Source organism: Streptomyces sp. NPDC093085, assembly GCF_040683935.1.
In the GTDB taxonomy this organism is placed as follows: Bacteria; Actinomycetota; Actinomycetes; order Streptomycetales; family Streptomycetaceae; genus Streptomyces.
The window spans coordinates 259,412-274,964 of record NZ_JBFBFB010000003.1; the positions used below are offsets into that span (position 1 = coordinate 259,412).

Annotated in this window: 14 protein-coding genes; 6 read left to right on the forward strand and 8 right to left on the reverse strand. The window is 73.9% G+C overall.

What is annotated here, in order from left to right; translation table 11 throughout:
* The first annotated feature begins 237 nt into the window (after positions 1–237).
* The 3 genes from AB0O07_RS11925 to AB0O07_RS11935 are packed head-to-tail and all read left to right on the forward strand — an operon-like array spanning position 238 to position 5,104.
* Positions 238–1,314, forward strand: a complete 1,077-nt coding sequence (locus AB0O07_RS11925) for a MoxR family ATPase (protein ID WP_365630899.1) — start codon at positions 238–240, stop codon at positions 1,312–1,314.
* Positions 1,314–2,681, forward strand: a complete 1,368-nt coding sequence (locus AB0O07_RS11930) for a DUF58 domain-containing protein (protein ID WP_365630901.1) — start codon at positions 1,314–1,316, stop codon at positions 2,679–2,681. Before AB0O07_RS11925 ends, AB0O07_RS11930 begins: the two co-directional genes overlap by 1 nt.
* Entirely contained in the window at positions 2,678–5,104 is a 2,427-nt protein-coding gene (locus AB0O07_RS11935) for a DUF3488 and transglutaminase-like domain-containing protein (protein ID WP_365630903.1), read from the forward strand. Before AB0O07_RS11930 ends, AB0O07_RS11935 begins: the two co-directional genes overlap by 4 nt.
* Positions 5,105–5,252: 148 nt before the next feature.
* Here the strand turns inward: AB0O07_RS11935 and AB0O07_RS11940 are convergent, their stop codons facing one another.
* The 3 genes from AB0O07_RS11940 to AB0O07_RS11950 form a co-directional block, all read right to left on the reverse strand.
* A complete protein-coding gene (locus AB0O07_RS11940; protein ID WP_365630905.1) occupies positions 5,253–5,648 on the reverse strand; it encodes a DUF3040 domain-containing protein in 396 nt (131 codons plus the stop codon).
* Between the two features lie 309 nt (positions 5,649–5,957).
* Positions 5,958–6,743, reverse strand: a complete 786-nt coding sequence (locus AB0O07_RS11945; protein ID WP_365630907.1) for a methyltransferase — start codon at positions 6,741–6,743, stop codon at positions 5,958–5,960.
* Between the two features lie 102 nt (positions 6,744–6,845).
* Positions 6,846–7,400 (reverse strand): SAV_6107 family HEPN domain-containing protein, encoded by a 555-nt coding sequence (locus tag AB0O07_RS11950; RefSeq protein WP_365630909.1) that lies wholly within the window; start codon positions 7,398–7,400, stop codon positions 6,846–6,848.
* Between the two features lie 157 nt (positions 7,401–7,557).
* On the opposite strand from AB0O07_RS11950, the gene AB0O07_RS11955 reads away from it, so the two are divergent.
* From AB0O07_RS11955 to AB0O07_RS11965, 3 genes are all read left to right on the forward strand, one after another.
* Positions 7,558–8,166: a helix-turn-helix domain-containing protein gene (locus tag AB0O07_RS11955; protein ID WP_365630911.1), complete on the forward strand. Its 609-nt coding sequence runs from the start codon at positions 7,558–7,560 to the stop codon at positions 8,164–8,166.
* 472 nt (positions 8,167–8,638) lie between these two features.
* On the forward strand, positions 8,639–9,280 hold the full coding sequence (locus tag AB0O07_RS11960; protein ID WP_365630913.1) for a DUF4126 domain-containing protein: 642 nt from the start codon (positions 8,639–8,641) through the stop codon (positions 9,278–9,280).
* Positions 9,281–9,291: 11 nt separating this feature from the next.
* Entirely contained in the window at positions 9,292–10,794 is a 1,503-nt protein-coding gene (locus tag AB0O07_RS11965) for an NAD(P)/FAD-dependent oxidoreductase (RefSeq protein WP_365630915.1), read from the forward strand.
* 41 nt (positions 10,795–10,835) lie between these two features.
* On the opposite strand, the gene AB0O07_RS11970 is transcribed toward AB0O07_RS11965, so the two are convergent.
* The 5 genes from AB0O07_RS11970 to AB0O07_RS11990 form a co-directional block, all read right to left on the reverse strand.
* Positions 10,836–11,912 (reverse strand): hypothetical protein, encoded by a 1,077-nt coding sequence (locus tag AB0O07_RS11970; protein WP_365630917.1) that lies wholly within the window; start codon positions 11,910–11,912, stop codon positions 10,836–10,838.
* 13 nt (positions 11,913–11,925) lie between these two features.
* The gene (metF, locus tag AB0O07_RS11975; protein ID WP_365630919.1) at positions 11,926–12,843 is read right to left on the reverse strand and encodes a methylenetetrahydrofolate reductase [NAD(P)H]; all 918 of its coding nucleotides are present in this window, start codon (positions 12,841–12,843) and stop codon (positions 11,926–11,928) included.
* A gap of 131 nt (positions 12,844–12,974) precedes the next feature.
* The gene (gene thiE / locus AB0O07_RS11980) at positions 12,975–13,661 is read right to left on the reverse strand and encodes a thiamine phosphate synthase (RefSeq protein ID WP_365631544.1); all 687 of its coding nucleotides are present in this window, start codon (positions 13,659–13,661) and stop codon (positions 12,975–12,977) included.
* Positions 13,662–13,800: 139 nt separating this feature from the next.
* Positions 13,801–14,166, reverse strand: coding sequence for an Rv2175c family DNA-binding protein (locus AB0O07_RS11985; protein WP_365630921.1), 366 nt, complete (start codon positions 14,164–14,166; stop codon positions 13,801–13,803).
* 112 nt (positions 14,167–14,278) lie between these two features.
* Positions 14,279–15,442, reverse strand: a complete 1,164-nt coding sequence (locus tag AB0O07_RS11990) for an FAD-dependent oxidoreductase (RefSeq protein ID WP_365631546.1) — start codon at positions 15,440–15,442, stop codon at positions 14,279–14,281.
* Positions 15,443–15,553 lie beyond the last annotated feature (111 nt).

A 15,553-nucleotide genomic window follows, 5' to 3' on the forward strand; every position in this document is an offset into this window, starting at 1 on the left:
TGAGCAGGACGCCCCCGTCCGTACGTATGGAACGGGGGCGTCCAGCACCCCGAAGAGCGGCGAAGCAGACATATCCCACCCACTTATCCACAGGCGGATGACACGAAGCGGTAACGGCAACAAGAATGCGTAGACGACACCGCTCCGGAACCATCCGGTCGACGGTGTCCGTGTTTCGGGGAGGGCCGGGCCGTCTGATGACCATCGGCCCGTGAAGAAAGGGCCGAGGAGGGCCGGGTGACGACCTATGACGATCGAGCGAGCCTCACAGACCTGACCACCACAGCGGAGCGGGTGCGCGCATCGGTGGAGGGTGTGATCGAAGGCAAGCCTGAGGTCGTACGGCTTTCGCTGACCGTGCTCCTCGCCGAGGGGCATCTCCTGCTGGAGGATGTCCCCGGCGTGGGCAAGACCATGCTGGCCAAGGCGCTGGCGCGCTCCATCGACTGTTCGGTGAGACGCATCCAGTTCACCCCCGACCTGCTGCCGTCGGACATCACCGGGGTGTCCATCTACGACCAGCAGCAGCGGGACTTCGAGTTCAAACCGGGTGCGATCTTCGCGCAGATCGTGATCGGCGACGAGATCAACCGCGCCTCGCCCAAGACCCAGTCGGCGCTGCTGGAGTCCATGGAGGAGCGCCAGGTCACCATCGACGGGCAGAGCTACGAGCTGCCCACCCCGTTCATGGTGGTGGCCACCCAGAATCCGGTGGAGATGGAGGGCACGTACCCGCTGCCCGAGGCGCAGCGCGACCGCTTCATGGCCCGGGTGTCGATCGGCTACCCGAACGCGGAGGCCGAGCTGCGGATGCTGGACGTGCACGGCGGGCTCTCCCCGCTGGACGACCTCCAGCCGGTGGCGCACGCGCACGACATCGTCAAGCTGATCGACGCGGTCCGTGAGGTCCATGTCGCCGAGTCGGTACGGCGGTACGCGGTGGAGCTGGTCGCGGCCACCCGGAACCACCCGGACCTGCGGCTCGGCGCCTCGCCGCGCGCCACGCTCCATCTGCTGCGGGCGGCGAAGGCCACGGCGGCGCTCGCCGGGCGGGAGTACGCGCTCCCCGACGATGTGCAGCTCCTGGCCGCACCGGTGCTGGCGCACCGGCTGCTGCCCACGGCCCAGGCCCAGTTGAACCGGCGTACGGCGGAACAGGTGGTCCAGGAGATCCTCCAGCGGACCCCGGTGCCCACGGCGGACGGCGGCCGGACCACGGTGGGCCGTCCGACGGGTGGCGGGGCGCCGGTCGGCGCGCCCGCCGGGCCCGGTGGCCCGCTTCTCGGCCGGCAGTCCGGCGTCCGGCGGCTGTGATGGCGCCCGGGGGGCCGGCCGCCGGGAGCGGCTGGGCCAACGACGAGGAGAGGCGCGGCGCGCGGGCCGCGCTGTCCGGGCTGACCACCCGGGGCCGGTCGTTCCTCGCCGCCGGTGTCGCCGCCGCGCTCTGCGCGTATGTGCTGGGCCAGGCGGATCTGCTGCGGGTGGGGCTGCTGCTCGCGGTCCTGCCGCTGATCTGCGTGGTCGTCCTGTACCGCACGCGCTACCGGGTGGCGGGCAGCAGACGGCTCTCGCCGTCCCGGGTGCCCGCGGGGTCCGAGGCCCGGGTGCATCTGCGGATGGACAACGTGACGCGGCTGCCCACCGGGCTGCTGATGCTCCAGGACCATGTGCCGTACGTACTGGGGCCGCGCCCCCGGTTCGTGCTGGACCGGGTGGAGCCGGGGGGCCGCCGCGAGGTGTCCTACCGGGTCCGCTCCGACCTGCGCGGACGGTATCCGCTGGGGCCGCTCCAGCTCCGGCTGAGCGACCCGTTCGGGATGTGCGAACTGACCCGCTCGTTCAGCGCGTTCGACCTCCTGACGGTCATCCCGCGCACCGAGCCGCTGCCGCCGGTGCGGCTCGCGGGCGAGGCGGCGGGCCACGGCGACGGGCGGCAGAGCGCGCTGGCGCTCGCCGGCGACGACGATGTCATCCCGCGCGGCTACCGGCACGGCGACGACCTGCGCCGGGTGCACTGGCGCTCCACCGCCCGGCACGGCGAACTGATGGTGCGCCGCGAGGAACAGCCGCGGCGGGCCCGGTGCACCGTACTGCTGGACACGCGGCGGACCGCCTACCAGGGATCGGGACCCGACTCCGCCTTCGAATGGGCGGTGTCCGGGGCGGCCTCCGCACTGGTGCACATGGTGGAACGGGGCTTCACCGTACGGCTGTTGACGGACACCGGCGCCTCGGTGCCCGGTGCGGGCGCGGACGGTTCCGGGGCCGGCCAGGACTCCGCCGAATCGGCGGGGCTGATGATGGACACGCTCGCGGTCGTGGACCACTCCGACGGCGCGGGCCTCTCCCGCGCCTTCGATGTGCTGCGCGGCACGGGCGAAGGGCTGCTGGTGGCGTTCTTCGGCGATCTCGACGAGGAACAGACCGCGGTGGCGGCCCGGATGCGGCAGCGCACCGGCGCGGCCGTCGCCTTCGTCCTCGACAGCTCGGGGTGGAGCCAGGGCGGCCGGGACGGCGACGAGGCGGCGACCCGGCTGCGGCAGCTCCGGGAGAGCGGCTGGACGGTGGTGGCCGTGGAGTCCGGCGCCTCGCTGCCCGAACTGTGGCGGCAGGCCGGCCATCAGCACGCGGAATCGACCGTCGCGAGCGGTTCGACAGGCTTCTCCGGAGGGTGGTCATGAGCGGTCACGGACGGCTGGCGCTCTGCGCCTTCGCCGCCACGGTGCTGGCGGCGGGCGCGCTGACGCCGCTGGTCGACTCGTCCACCTGGCTGGTGCAGTGCGCGTTCATGGTGGGCGTCGTGACCGGGGTGGGCGCGCTGGCCCGGCGGGTGCCGCTGGCGCGCGGGCTGACCGTCGGCTTCCAGGCGCTCACGATGGTGCTGCTGCTCACCCTGGTCTTCACCAAGGAGCAGGCCCTCTTCGGCTTCCTGCCGACCCCGGAGGCGGTCAGGGAGTTCGGCCGGCTGCTCGCCGAGGGCGGCGACGACGTGGGGCGGTACGCGATACCGGCCCCGGCCAGCGAGGGCATCCGGCTGATGCTGATCGGCGGCGTGCTGCTGATCGGGCTGACGGTCGACGCGATCGCGGTGACCTTCCGCAGCGCCGCCCCGGCCGGGCTGCCGCTGCTCGCGCTCTACTCGGTCGCCGCCGGGCTCTCCGGCGGCAGCGGCGGGTGGCTCTGGTTCCTGCTCGCCGCCGCCGGCTATCTGCTGCTGCTCCTCGCCGAGGGCCGGGACCGGCTCTCCCAGTGGGGCCGGGTCTTCGGCGGGCCGCCGCGCCCGCCGGGCCGTCTGGGCGCGGTCTTCGACCCGGCAGCGCGGGCCCCGGTCCGTACCGGACGGCGGATCGGCGTGGTGGCGCTGGGCGTCGCGCTCGCGGTCCCGGCCGCCCTGCCCGCCCTGGACGGCGGGCTGCTCGCCGGCGCGGGCGCCGGGAACGGCTCGGGGGTGGGCGGCGGGGGCACGATCTCGGCGGTCAACCCGCTGGTGTCGCTCCAGGACAACCTGAACCAGCCCGAGGACCGCGAGGCGCTGCGCTACCGGACCAACGCCAAGGACACCCAGGACATGTATCTGCGGATCATGGCGCTGGACCGGTTCGACGGCACGTCCTGGCGGTTCTCGCAGCGCGGGGTGGAGGATGTGCCGTCCACCCTGCCCACCCCGCCTGGCCTGGGCGGCGGCGTCGACGCCAAGGAGATCACCACCACCGTCTCGGCCGCCGGGTGGTACCGGCAGAACTATCTGCCGATGCCCTATCCGGCCTCCAAGGTGAAGATCGACGGACGGTGGCGGTTCGAGCCCACGGGCCGGACGCTCGTCGGCGACCGGGGCCAGTCGACGCAAGGCGTGCGGTACGAGGTGACCAGCCTCCAGGTGAACCCCACCCGGCAGCAGCTCGCCGCCGCGCCCCGGCCACCGGCGGCACTGCTCCGCGAGTACACCCAGGTGCCCTCGGTGCTGCCGCAGGATGTCAGGAAGACCGCGCTGGAGGTGACCGAGGGCGCGTCGAACGCGTACGAGAAGGCCGTGAAGCTCCAGGACTGGTTCGCGCTGGACGGCGGCTTCACGTACAACACCGCCGTGGACTCGGGGACCGGGGTGACGGCGATCACCCGCTTCCTGGAGAACAAGGAGGGCTTCTGCGTCCACTTCTCGTTCGCCATGGCGGCCATGGCCCGCACGCTGGGCATCCCGGCGCGGGTCGCGGTGGGCTTCACCCCGGGCACCCCGCAGGGGAACGGCGCCATGTCGGTCGGGCTGCGGGACGCGCACGCCTGGCCCGAGCTGTACTTCGAGGGGGTCGGCTGGACCCGTTTCGAGCCGACGCCGAGCCGGGGCAGCGCCCCCGACTACACCCTCCCCGAGACGCCCACCGACACGCCGAGCGACACGGCGACGGAGGGCCCGGACGCCTCGGCGGCGCCGTCGGCGGAGCCGTCGGCCTCGGAGAGCTGCCCGGCCCAGGCCCAGCGGCTGGGCGAGTGCGACCCGGCGGCGGACGCGGCGGCCCTGCCGCCGACCGACGGGGGCACCCCGGCGGGGAGCGTGCTCGCCGTGGTGGCGGGCGTGCTGGCAGCGCTGCTGCTCCCGCTGCTGCCGTTCCTGTGGCGCACCCGGGTCAGGGCCGGGCGGCTGGGCCTCGGCGGGCGGGAGTCCGGCGAGGTGACGGCGGGGACGCTTGCGGTCTGGCGTGAAATCGTCGATACGGCGTGGGACCACGCCATCCCGCCGGACGGGTCGCGGACACCCCGGCGGACGGCCGAGCGGATCGTCCGGCTCGGCGGGCTGGAGGGGGAGCCCGCCGAGGCGGTGCACCGGGTGGCCGGGGCGGTGGAACAGGTGCTGTACGCGCCGGTGCCCCGGCCGGTCACCGGGCTCGCCGAGGACGCGCTGCTGGTCCGGCGGGGGCTGGGCGCCTCGGCCGGCCGGTGGACGCGGCTGCGCGCGCTCCTCGCGCCGCGCTCCTCCGTCCGGGTGGTCTGGGCGGTGACGGAGTGGTGGCGCACGGTGACCGGGCGCTGGACGGAGCGTCGTCTGGAGCTCTCCCGGCGGCTGGCCGCCGCCACGGCCAGACTGCGCCCGGCACGCGAGCGGGGCTGACCGCCTGGTGGGGGTGGCGGCGGCCCGAGGGCCGCCGCCACCCCCACCAGAGAACAGGGATCAGGACCGGACCTGGCACATGACCGAGGGGCGGACGCTGGTGGCGTCCGCCCCTCGGTACTGCTGTGGCTCGATGAACCCGGGCCGCTTACTGGCCCTGTTCGTCGCGGCGGCGCTGCCACCGCTGTTCGATACGGTTCATCATGGAGCGGCGCTGTCCGGGGCGGCCCCGGTCGGCGGACGCGGCGCCCGCCGTCGGCTGCTCACCTGGTTTGGGCGCTTTGCGCCAGCCGGTGACCGCCAGGACCGCACAGCCCAGCATGACGAGGAACCCCACCACGCTGATCCAGATCTGCTGGGCGACCATTCCGGCCATGAGGAGCGCGATACCCACCAGGAAGCCTGCGACCGCCTGGTAGACCCGTCGCCGGGTGTACGTACGCAGCCCGCTTCCCTCAAGCGCTGTCGCGAACTTGGGATCTTCGGCGTACAGCGCTCGCTCCATTTGCTCGAGCATTCGCTGCTCGTGCTCCGAGAGCGGCACGGAGTCCTCCTAGTCGTCGGTCGCGGGGGGCGACCGGTATGCGGCTCCTTCAAGGATAGGCAGGGATTCGCCCCCGTGAAACCCGCCCTCAACGCCAAGTAGCCATTCCGGGCCGCCATGTCGGCTCGGTCGCTGAGGCGTTGATTCCCCAGCCATCGACCCGTCATGCCGGATGCTGTACCCCGATCATACGGCGCCCGGGGCGCCGCCGGGGGGCCTGTGGCGCACTCCATGCGGAGCTGCGTCGCTGATCAGCCACACCAGGGGCGCTCCCGGCGGCCTCGGGCGGTGCCGTGCGGGCGCCCGGGGTCAGCTCCGCTTCTCCCCCAGGACATGGAGCTGGCCGGCCACGGAGTGGAATGCGGGCAGCTCAGCGGCGGCCGCCTCCAGCTTCAGCAGGGCGTCCAGGGCGCCCGGCTGGGTGTCCACGAGGCCGCCGGGCACCAGGTCGGCGAAGACCCGTACCCCGTGCACGGCGCCGATCCGCAGACCGGCCCCGGTGGCCAGCTCCGTGAGCTGCTCCGCGGTGAACCGCCGGGGCACCGGGTCGCCCGCGCCCCAGCGGCCCGCCGGGTCGGTGAGCGCCTGCCGGGCCTCGGTGAAGTGCCCGGCCAGCGCCCTGGCCAGGACGGCGCCGCCGGATCCCGCCGCGAGCAGGCTCAGCTCGCCCTCGGGGCGGAGCGCCTCCACCGCGTTCCGTACCCCCTCGGCGGGGTCGTCCACGTACTCCAGGACGCCATGGCAGAGCACCGCGTCGAAGCCGCCGCGGCCGACCACCTCGAAGAGGCCGTGGATGTCGCCCTGCACCCCGTGGACCCGGTCCGCGACCCCGGCCTCGGCGGCCCTGCGCTCCAGGGCGAAGAGCGCGTTGGGGCTGGGGTCGACGACGGTCACCCGGTGTCCGAGCCGGGCGACGGGCACGGCGAAGTTCCCCGTGCCCCCTCCGGTGTCGAGGACGTCCAGGGCGTCCCTGCCGGACGCCTCGGCGCGGCGGGCCAGGGCGTCCTTGAGGACATTCCAGACCACGGCGGTACGGAGGGAACCCCGGGGGCGCGATGGCGTCTCCCCGCCGGTGACAGGGGAAGGGTCCGACACGGCAGTTGACTCCTCGGCGCGGTGCCGCCCCGGGCGGCGGGGCGTGGAACAGGACAGACCGCCCCCCACCCTATTGCCTGTGCTCCCCCGGCACCGTGCCGGTCACCCGGCAGCGTCACCGGGGTGCGGCGTCACCTCCCGCGGTCCCTCCTCCCTGGCGCGGGGCAGCACCGGTTGGCGTATGAGCAGCCGCTCGACCAGGCGGAGGAAGAGCGCGGCGTCGCGCAGCAGGTCGTCCGCGTGGCGCGCGCTCGCGGCGCCGGGTATGCCGGCCTCGGCACGCGCCCTGCGGGTGGCGCCGGAGGCGAAGAGGCCGCTCCACTCGGCCAGTTCGGGCGCGATCTCGGGAAGCACCTCCCAGACGCTCCTGATCCGTTTCCGCCGCCGCGGGGTGGTCTCGGGGCGGCCCCGGACCGCGAGGACCGCGGCGGCGGTGCGGAGCGCGGCGAGATGGGCCGTGGCGTACCGCTCGTTGGGGATCTCCAGGACGGCGGCCTCGTCGAGTCCGGCGCGCGCCTGGGCGAGCAGGTCGAGGGCGGCGGGCGGTGCGGTGGTCCGGCGGGAGACGGGGTGGACATCGCTCGGTGGCCCGGTCAGTGAGGGGGCAGGGCTGTCGGTACGGCGCCGGTGCGCGGCACGGGCGTAGGACTCGGCCATGACGAACCTCCTGTCGTCGCGTGACGGCTCTGTGGCCGTCTGTGCCCATCCTGAGGGGCACCACTGACAATCGGCTCTGACCTGCGGTTTCACCTCGGTTGGCGGAAACGCGACGACGCACCGTGGGACGGGTGGGGAACCTGTGACAATCGTCGCCATGGACAGCAGCAGCACCCGCCGGGGCGCCACCCGGCAGAAGCTCTACGACGCCGCGGTGACGCTCATCGCGGAGCAGGGCTTCTCGGCGACGACGGTGGACGAGATCGCCGAACGGGCCGGGGTGGCCAAGGGGACCGTCTACTACAACTTCCGGAGCAAGACGGAGCTGTTCGAGGAGTTGCTGCGGCACGGGGTGGGGCTGCTCACCGCGTCCCTGGTGGAAGCGGGCCGGCGTACGGCGGCGGGCGGCGGCGGTCCGGTGGCGGAGCTGGACGCGATGGTCCGGGCCGGTCTGGTCTTCATCGACCGCTATCCGGCCTTCACCCAGCTCTATGTGGCGGAGCTGTGGCGGACCAACCGGGCGTGGCAGCCGACGCTGCTGGTGGTGCGTCAGCAGGCGGTCGCCGTGGTCGAGGACGTGCTCGTACGGGCGGTGGCCGCGGGTGAGCTGAGCGACGGGATCGACGTACCGCTCACGGCGGCGGCGCTGGTGGGGATGGTGCTGGTGGCGGCGCTGGACTGGCAGTCGTTCCAGCCGGAGCGGTCGCTGGACGAGGTCCACGCGGCGCTCTCCCGGCTGCTGCACGGCCGGATATCCGGGGCCTGAACCCCGCCGCCGGGGCCGGGCGGAAGGACGGCGGTGCGGTGCGGCTCATCCCCTGTGAGCCGCACCGCACCGCCGCGTTCCCCCGTGCTTTCCCCCGTTGTCCCCCCTGGGGTGTCCCCCCTCCGGATTCCCCCGTGTCCCCCGTGGTCCCCTCCCCGCTCCTCCCCCGTATCCCCCCTGTGTCCCCGCCCCTTCCCCCGTGGTGCCGGAGAGCCCGCCTCCACCGATCCTCCGTGGATCCCCCGTGGTCGCCGGGCCCTCCCGTACCGCACCCCCGTCGCGTCCGGGGAGCCGCACCGTTCCGCCGCCCCGTGCCGGCGGTACCGGTGCCGCGCCCCTTCCGCGAGCCCTACTCTTCCGTCCGCGGGGGGTGCGGCCCATCCGCGTCTCTACTCATCTCGCACACTAGGTACACGTACTCAGACCCCCCGTACGCGGCCTCAGGCGGCTACGCACGGCTACCATCTCGTCCGTGTCCGTACTTCCTCTTATTTTCACCAGCGGCTGGGCCAGTGGGATCAACGCCTATGCCGTCGTCCTGCTGCTCGGCATATTCGGCGCCACCGGGCTGACCGACGAGGTGCCCGCCTCCCTCCAGCGCACCGATGTCCTGGTCGTGGTGGGCGTGCTCTTCCTCTGTGAGGCGGTGGCCGACAAGATCCCGTTCGTCGACTCCGTATGGGACGCGGCGCACACGGTCGTCCGGCCGGTCGCCGGCGCGGTGGTGGGTGCGCTGCTGGCCGGGCAGAGCGGTTCGCTGCCGGAGCTGGCGGCGGGCGCCGTGGGCGGTTCGACTGCCCTGGTGAGCCATCTCGTCAAGGCCGGTACCCGGATGGCGGTCAACACCTCGCCGGAGCCCGCGAGCAATGTGGTGCTCAGTCTCGCCGAGGACTTCGGGGTCGCCGGGATCGTCGTCTTCGCGCTCTTCCATCCGGTCGCCGCGATGGTGATCGCGGGGTCCCTGCTGGTGGCGGGGGTCGCGGTGGTGCTCTTCCTCGCCGGGCGGATCCGCCGGTTCCTGCGGCGCAGGAAGGAACGGCGGGAGCGGCGTGCCGGGGGCGGGACCGGGGTCGCCGGGGCCGCCGGGGACGGCGTTGTCAGTGGGGGTGGTTAGGCTTTTCCGTCATGGGACGGATGGTGGTGATCGGCGCCGGGATGGGCGCGATGGCGACGGCTGCCCGGCTGGCCGTGGCGGGCCACCGGGTGACGGTGTACGAGCGCGCGGAGAGTTACGGCGGCGCGGTGGAGCGGTTCGAGCGGGACGGGTTCGTCTTCGACACCGGGCCCGCACTGCTGCATCTGCCGGCGGTCTACCGGGATCTGTTCGTGAAGACCGGCAAGGAGTCCCTGGAGCGGAGCGTGGAGCTGGTCCAGGTGGACCCGGCGAGCCGTCATCTCTTCGCCGACGGTACGGAGGTCACGCTGCCCAACGCCTCCCGGGCGGGCTCCGTCGCCGCGCTCGACGCGGCGCTGGGCGCGGGCGCCGGTGAGCGGTGGGCGGAATTCCTGGTCCGGGCCAGGGAGGCGTGGGACCGCACCCGCAGGCCGCTGCTGGAGGAGCCGCTGCGCGCGGAGCCGGCCCCGCTCGGCCGCGATCCCTACCCGGCGGTGCGGCGCCGCAGGCTGCTGCGCGGCGCACGGGTGGCCGGCACGCTCGCCGAGGTGGGCGCCTGGGAGCTGGGCGATCCGCGGCTGGCGGAGCTGCTCGCGGGGTACGCGCTCTCGTACGGGGTGGACCCCCGGCACGCCCCGGGGGGAGCCGCGGTGCTGCCGTATCTGGAGCAGACCTTCGGGAGCTGGTATGTGCGCGGCGGCATGCGGGAGTTGGCGCGTGCGGTGTACGAACGGTGCCGGGCGCGCCGGGTGGAGTTCGTCTTCGGTGCCGAGGTGACCCGGGTCGTCGAGAAGGACGGCGCGGCGAGCGGGGTGGAGCTGGCCGACGGCTCGCTGGTGGAGGCGGACGCGGTGGTGGCGGGGGTGGCGCCGGACGTGCTGCTGCCCGCCGGTCTCCCCGGCACGACGGCGGCGCCGGAGCCGGGTGGTCCATCGGTGCCGGGCCGGTTCACGGTGCTGCTGGCGCTGCGCGGCGGCCGGGACACGGGCGCGGCGCACCGTACGGTGGTGCACGCGCCGGACGCCGGGGCGGAGGCCGGCGCCGTCTTCGGCGGGCGCCTCGCGGAGCCGCCGACGGTCACGGTGATACGCCCGGACGATCCGGCGACGCGCCCCGACGAGGACCATGAGGCGGTGACCCTCACGGCGACGGTCGCCCCGCAGGGCCCGGTCGACTGGTCGGATCCCGGTGTGCGCGCGCGGTACGCGGAGGTGGTGACGGCGGCGGCCGGGGCCGCCGTGCCCGGCCTCCGGGAGCGGCTGCTCTGGCGGGAGATACGCACCCCCGCCGACACGGCGGCGCGGACCGGCGCACCGGGCGGCGCCGTCCCGCCGCCCGCCCTGGCCGGCGCCGGGGGCCGCCTCCTGCACCCCGCGAACACCACGGGCCTGCCCGGTCTCTACCGCGCGGGCGGCTGGTCCCACCCCGGCGGCGGGCTGGCCCATGCGGGCATGTCGGGCGCCCTGGTCGCCGGTCTTGTCGTGGAGGGCGCGGGGTTCCGGGGGTCGCGGTGAACGCGGTGGCGCCCCGGGCGGGTTGAGCGGCCCCGGCCGGGTCAGTAGCGGTACTGGTCGCCGGGGTAGCCGGAGCCGGAGCCCGCGTCGTACCCCTGGTGGGGGCGGTCGGTGGGGTTCTGGGCGAACGGGTCGTCCTGGCGTTCGCGCTGCTGGGGGACCCAGACACCGCCGGGGGGTGTGTCGTTGGCGTAACTCTGCTGGTCCTGGCCGCCGTTGTACGGGGCCGCGTACTGCTGCTGGCCGCCGAAGCTGTCGTACGAGGCGTCGTACTGCCGGCCGCCCGACGAGCCGCCGGTCAGATAGGTCGGCTCGGCGTACCCGGCGTACCCCTGGTCGCCGCTGCCGTAGCCGTACTGGTGGTCGCCCTGATGCGTCTGGTACTGCTGGGGCGTCTGCTGGGCGTAGGCGTCCTGGGTGTCCCAGCCGCCCTGGTGGGCGTAGGCGTCCTGGGTGCCGTACCCGTCCTGCGCGGCAGTGGCGTAGGCGTCCTGGCCGGGGGTGTGCGTGCCGTAGCCGCTGTAGGTCTCGTAACCGCCGCCGTACGCGGCCGGGTCGGCCAGGTCGTTCCGGTCCGCCGAGGCGTTGGCGTGGGCGTTGGCGTACGAGGCGGTCCGGGCGTCCTGGACGGCGTCGTCGTATATGCCGTACTGCCCGGTCTCGTCGGGCATGGGCATCGGCGCGTACACCGAAGGCGCCTCGGCGTGTGCCTCGGAAGACATCCCCGGAGCCGCGTCCAGGCCGACTCCCTCAGCTCCCGCCGACGGTTCCGGCACCGGCTCGTACGCCAGGTCCGAGACCTCCAGGGCGGGTTCGCGGTCGACGGCCTCCCCGCCGCCCTTGCGGCGCTTGCTGGCGCCGGGCCGCCCCGCGAGGGACCACCCGGTCGAGAAGCCGCTGCGGAAGGAGAGCGTCACATAGGTCTGGCCGACCGCGAACGCGATCGTGCCGAGCACGATGACGAAGACGTTGGGAATGAGCACCCCGAGGACCACACCCATGAACCCGGTGAAGGCCAGCACCCGCCAGCGCAGCCGGGCCTTGTACTGGAGCAGAACCTCGCCCAGCAGCCAGAGGGCCACGATGCCGAATGCGATGTAGAGGACTGTCCAGCCCATACCCGCCCTCTCGTCACGACTGCTCGTGCAGTCCGAGGTTCTCGTAGATTTCGAGCGTCGCCGTGGAGTTGTTGAGGGTGATGAAGTGGAGGCCGGGGACGCCCTCGGAGAGCAGCCCGGCGCAGAACTCCGTCGCGAACTCGATGCCAATGGAGCGTACAGCGGCCGGATCGTCCCTGACGGAGAGGATCCGCTCTTTCAGCTCCGCCGGGAAGACCGCGGTGGAGAGTTGGGGCAATCGCTCCAGCATCTTCACACTGGTGACCGGCATGATCTCGGGAATGATCGGGGTGGCGCAACCCGCGGCGGCGACCCGGTCGCGGAGCCGCAGGTAGGCCGTCGGGTCGAAGAACATCTGGGTGATCGCGTAGTCCGCCCCCGCACGGCACTTGGCGACGAAGTGCCGGATGTCGCTCTCCCAGTCCGTCGAGCGCGGATGCATCTCGGGGAAGGCGGCCACACCGACACAGAAGTCGCCGGACTCCTTGATCAGGCCGACCAGGTCCGCGGCGTACTTCACGCCCTGCGGGTGCTCGGTCCACTCGCCCATGGGGTCGCCGGGCGGGTCGCCCCGTACGGCGAGGATGTTGCGGATCCCGGCGTCGGCGTACTGCCCGATCATGTTGCGCAGCTCGGCGACGGACTGGCCGACGGCCGTGAGGTGGGCGACGGGGGTGAGGGTGGTGTCGGCGGCGATCTGCTGGGTGGCCCGGACGGTGCCGTCCCGGGTGGAGCCGCCGGCCCCGTAGGTCACGGAGACGAAGCTGGGCGCGACCGCCTCGACTCTGCGCAGCGCGTTCCAGAGGTTCCGCTCGCCCTTCGGGGTCTTGGGCGCCCAGAACTCGAAGGAGTACGAGGTCTTGCCGGAGGCGAGCAGATCGCGGACCGCGGGGGCGTGGTCCGATCTGGTCGATGCTGTACCAAGGGCCATATGTGCAGGTTATCGGGGCCTTGGCGGCCACCCAAGCCGGTCCGGGGCTTTCGGCGCTATTGCCCGGCTCCTGTCCACCCCTCGGACACGATCCGGACATCCCGGGTGGCCGGAACCGGTCCGTACACCGCTCAGGCCGTACGGTGCCGTATCCGCCCGGCCAGCGCCGCCGTCGCCGAGCCGGGGTCGTCCGCCTCCGTGATCGCCCGTACGACGACGATCCTGCGGGCCCCGGCGTCCAGCACCTGGTCCAGGTTGTCCGCGTCGATCCCGCCGATCGCGAACCACGGGCGGTCCGTGCCGCTCGCCGCCGCGTACCGCACCAGGCCGAGGCCGGGGGCGGGCCGTCCCGGCTTGGTGGGGGTGGGCCAGCAGGGGCCGGTGCAGAAGTACTCCACACCGGGCTGGACGAGTGCCGCGTCCACCTCGGCGGGGGCGTGGGTGGAGCGGCCGATCAGCGGGGCGGGGCCGAGGATCGCCCGCGCGGCCGGTACCGGCAGGTCGCCCTGGCCGAGGTGGAGGGCGTCGGCGCCGATGGCGTGCGCCACATCCGCGCGGTCGTTCACCGCGAGCAGCTTTCCGTGGCGGCGGCAGGCGTCGGCGAAGACCTGGAGGTGGTCCAGTTCCTCGGCCGCCTCCAGGCTCTTGTCGCGGAGCTGGACGATGTCCACCCCGGCCGCGAGCACCGCGTCGAGGAACGCGGGGAGGTCGCCCTGCCGCTTGCGGGCGTCCACGCAGAGGTAGAGCCGGGCGTCGGCGAGCGCCGCCCGGAGCGCCGGGCCCGGTGCGGGCCCGGGTGCGGGCGTGGGCGTCGGCATGGCCGTGGACATGGCAGGTCCCCCCGTGGGACCGGGTCCGGGCCGCCCGGATCCGGTCATGGTCGTCGGATCGCCGGGGCCGGGCGGGAGCGGCGGCGCGAGCGCCACGGGCCCCGCCCGGCCACGGCGGATGAGGTCGTCAGACGGCGAGCGCCTGCGCGCGGCGCTTCACCTCCGTACCGCGATTCTCGCTGAGGGCCTGCGCGGGGGTGCCGGGCAGGGTGGGGTCGGGGGTGAAGAGCCATTCGAGCATCTCTTCGTCGGTGAAGTGGTCGTCCCGCAGGAGCGTCAGGGTGCCGGCGAGCCCCTTGACGACCTTGGTGCCGTCGATGAAGGCGGCGGGTACCTGGAGCGTCCTGTTCTCGCCCCGGCGCACGGCGATGAGCTGGCCTTCCTTCACCAACTGCCGCACGCGCGTCACCTCGACATCGAGCTTTTCGGCGATATCGGGCAGGTGAAGCCAGGCGGGGACGAGAGCATCGATCTTTGCGTCAATCTCGGTCACAGGACAAGCGTGCCATCCCGGACTGACACTGGGCACCCCGAAGCGGCCCGGACGGGGGTGCATGACCGTACGCACCGTGACATACCGGACGGTACGTGCGGGCCGGGAGCGGCTAGCGCACCGCCTTGCGGAGCGGTACGGACGGATCGGCCGCCCGTTCCGGGTCGATCCTGGCGCCCGCCTCGATCAGCTTTCTGCCCTGGGCCAGGTCGCGGGGGCGCCCGACCGCCAGCAGGGCCCTCAGGACGCCGTCGCGCAGCCAGAGCACCGACCAGGCCGCCCCCTCGGGGTCGCCGCGCCGTACCAGCGTGTCGGCCGCCGCGTGGTGGCCCGCGTACTGGACGAAGCGGCCGAACTGCTCCGACCAGAAGTACGGCACCGGGTCGTAGACCGGGTCGCTCTCGCCGAGGATGTGCGCGGCGACGGTGAGCGGGCCCTGGAGCGCGTTGTCCCAGTGGTGGACGAGCAGCCGCTCCCCGTAGCGGGCGGACGGGAAGGAGGCGCAGTCGCCGACCGCGTGGACCTCGGGGAGCGAGGTGCGCAGCCGCTCGTCGGCGGTGACCGAGCCGTCGGCGCCGAGCGCGATACCGGAGCCCGCGAGCCACCCCGTGGCGGGCCGGGCGCCGATGCCCACGACCACCGCGTCGGCGGTGAGCCTGCGGCCGTCGGCGAGGACCACCGCCCCCGGCTCCACGGCGGCCACCCGGGCGCCGGTGAGGAGTTCGGCACCGCTCTCCGCGTACCAGCCGGCCATCGGGCCCGCGACCTCGGCGGGGAGGGCGGCGGCGAGCGGCAGGTCCGCCGCCTCCACCACCGTCACGGCGCACCCGGCCTCGCGGGCCGCCGTGGCGAACTCGGCGCCGATCCATCCGGCGCCCACGACCACCACCCGGCGCCGCTCCCGGAGCACGGGGCGCAGCAGCGCGGCGTCGTCGAGCGTGCGCAGCGCGTGGACGCCGGGCACCCCGTCGGTACCGGGCAGCGCGACCGGTTCGGCGCCGGTGGCCAGGACGAGCGTGGTGTACGGGAGCGGTCCCGCGTCGGTGTCGAGTTCATGGTCGGCGGGGCGGAGGCCGGTGGCGGCCACCCCGAGCCGGAGATCGACGGAGAGGGCGCCGAAGTCGATGTCGAAGGCGGAGCCCTCGGCGGTGCCGAGCAGGACGGCCTTGGAGAGCGGGGGCCGGTCGTACGGCGGATGGGGTTCGGCGCCGATCAGGGTGACGGGGCCCGCGTACCCCTTCTCGCGGAGTGCCACGGCGGTCCGGACCCCCGCCATGCCCGCGCCGACGACGACCACTCCGGGCCCTTCGGGCCCCTGCTGTCCCTGCCGCTGTCCCTGCCGCTGCTCGCTCACCCGATCACCTTAGACAGCCGGTGCGGGCGGGCC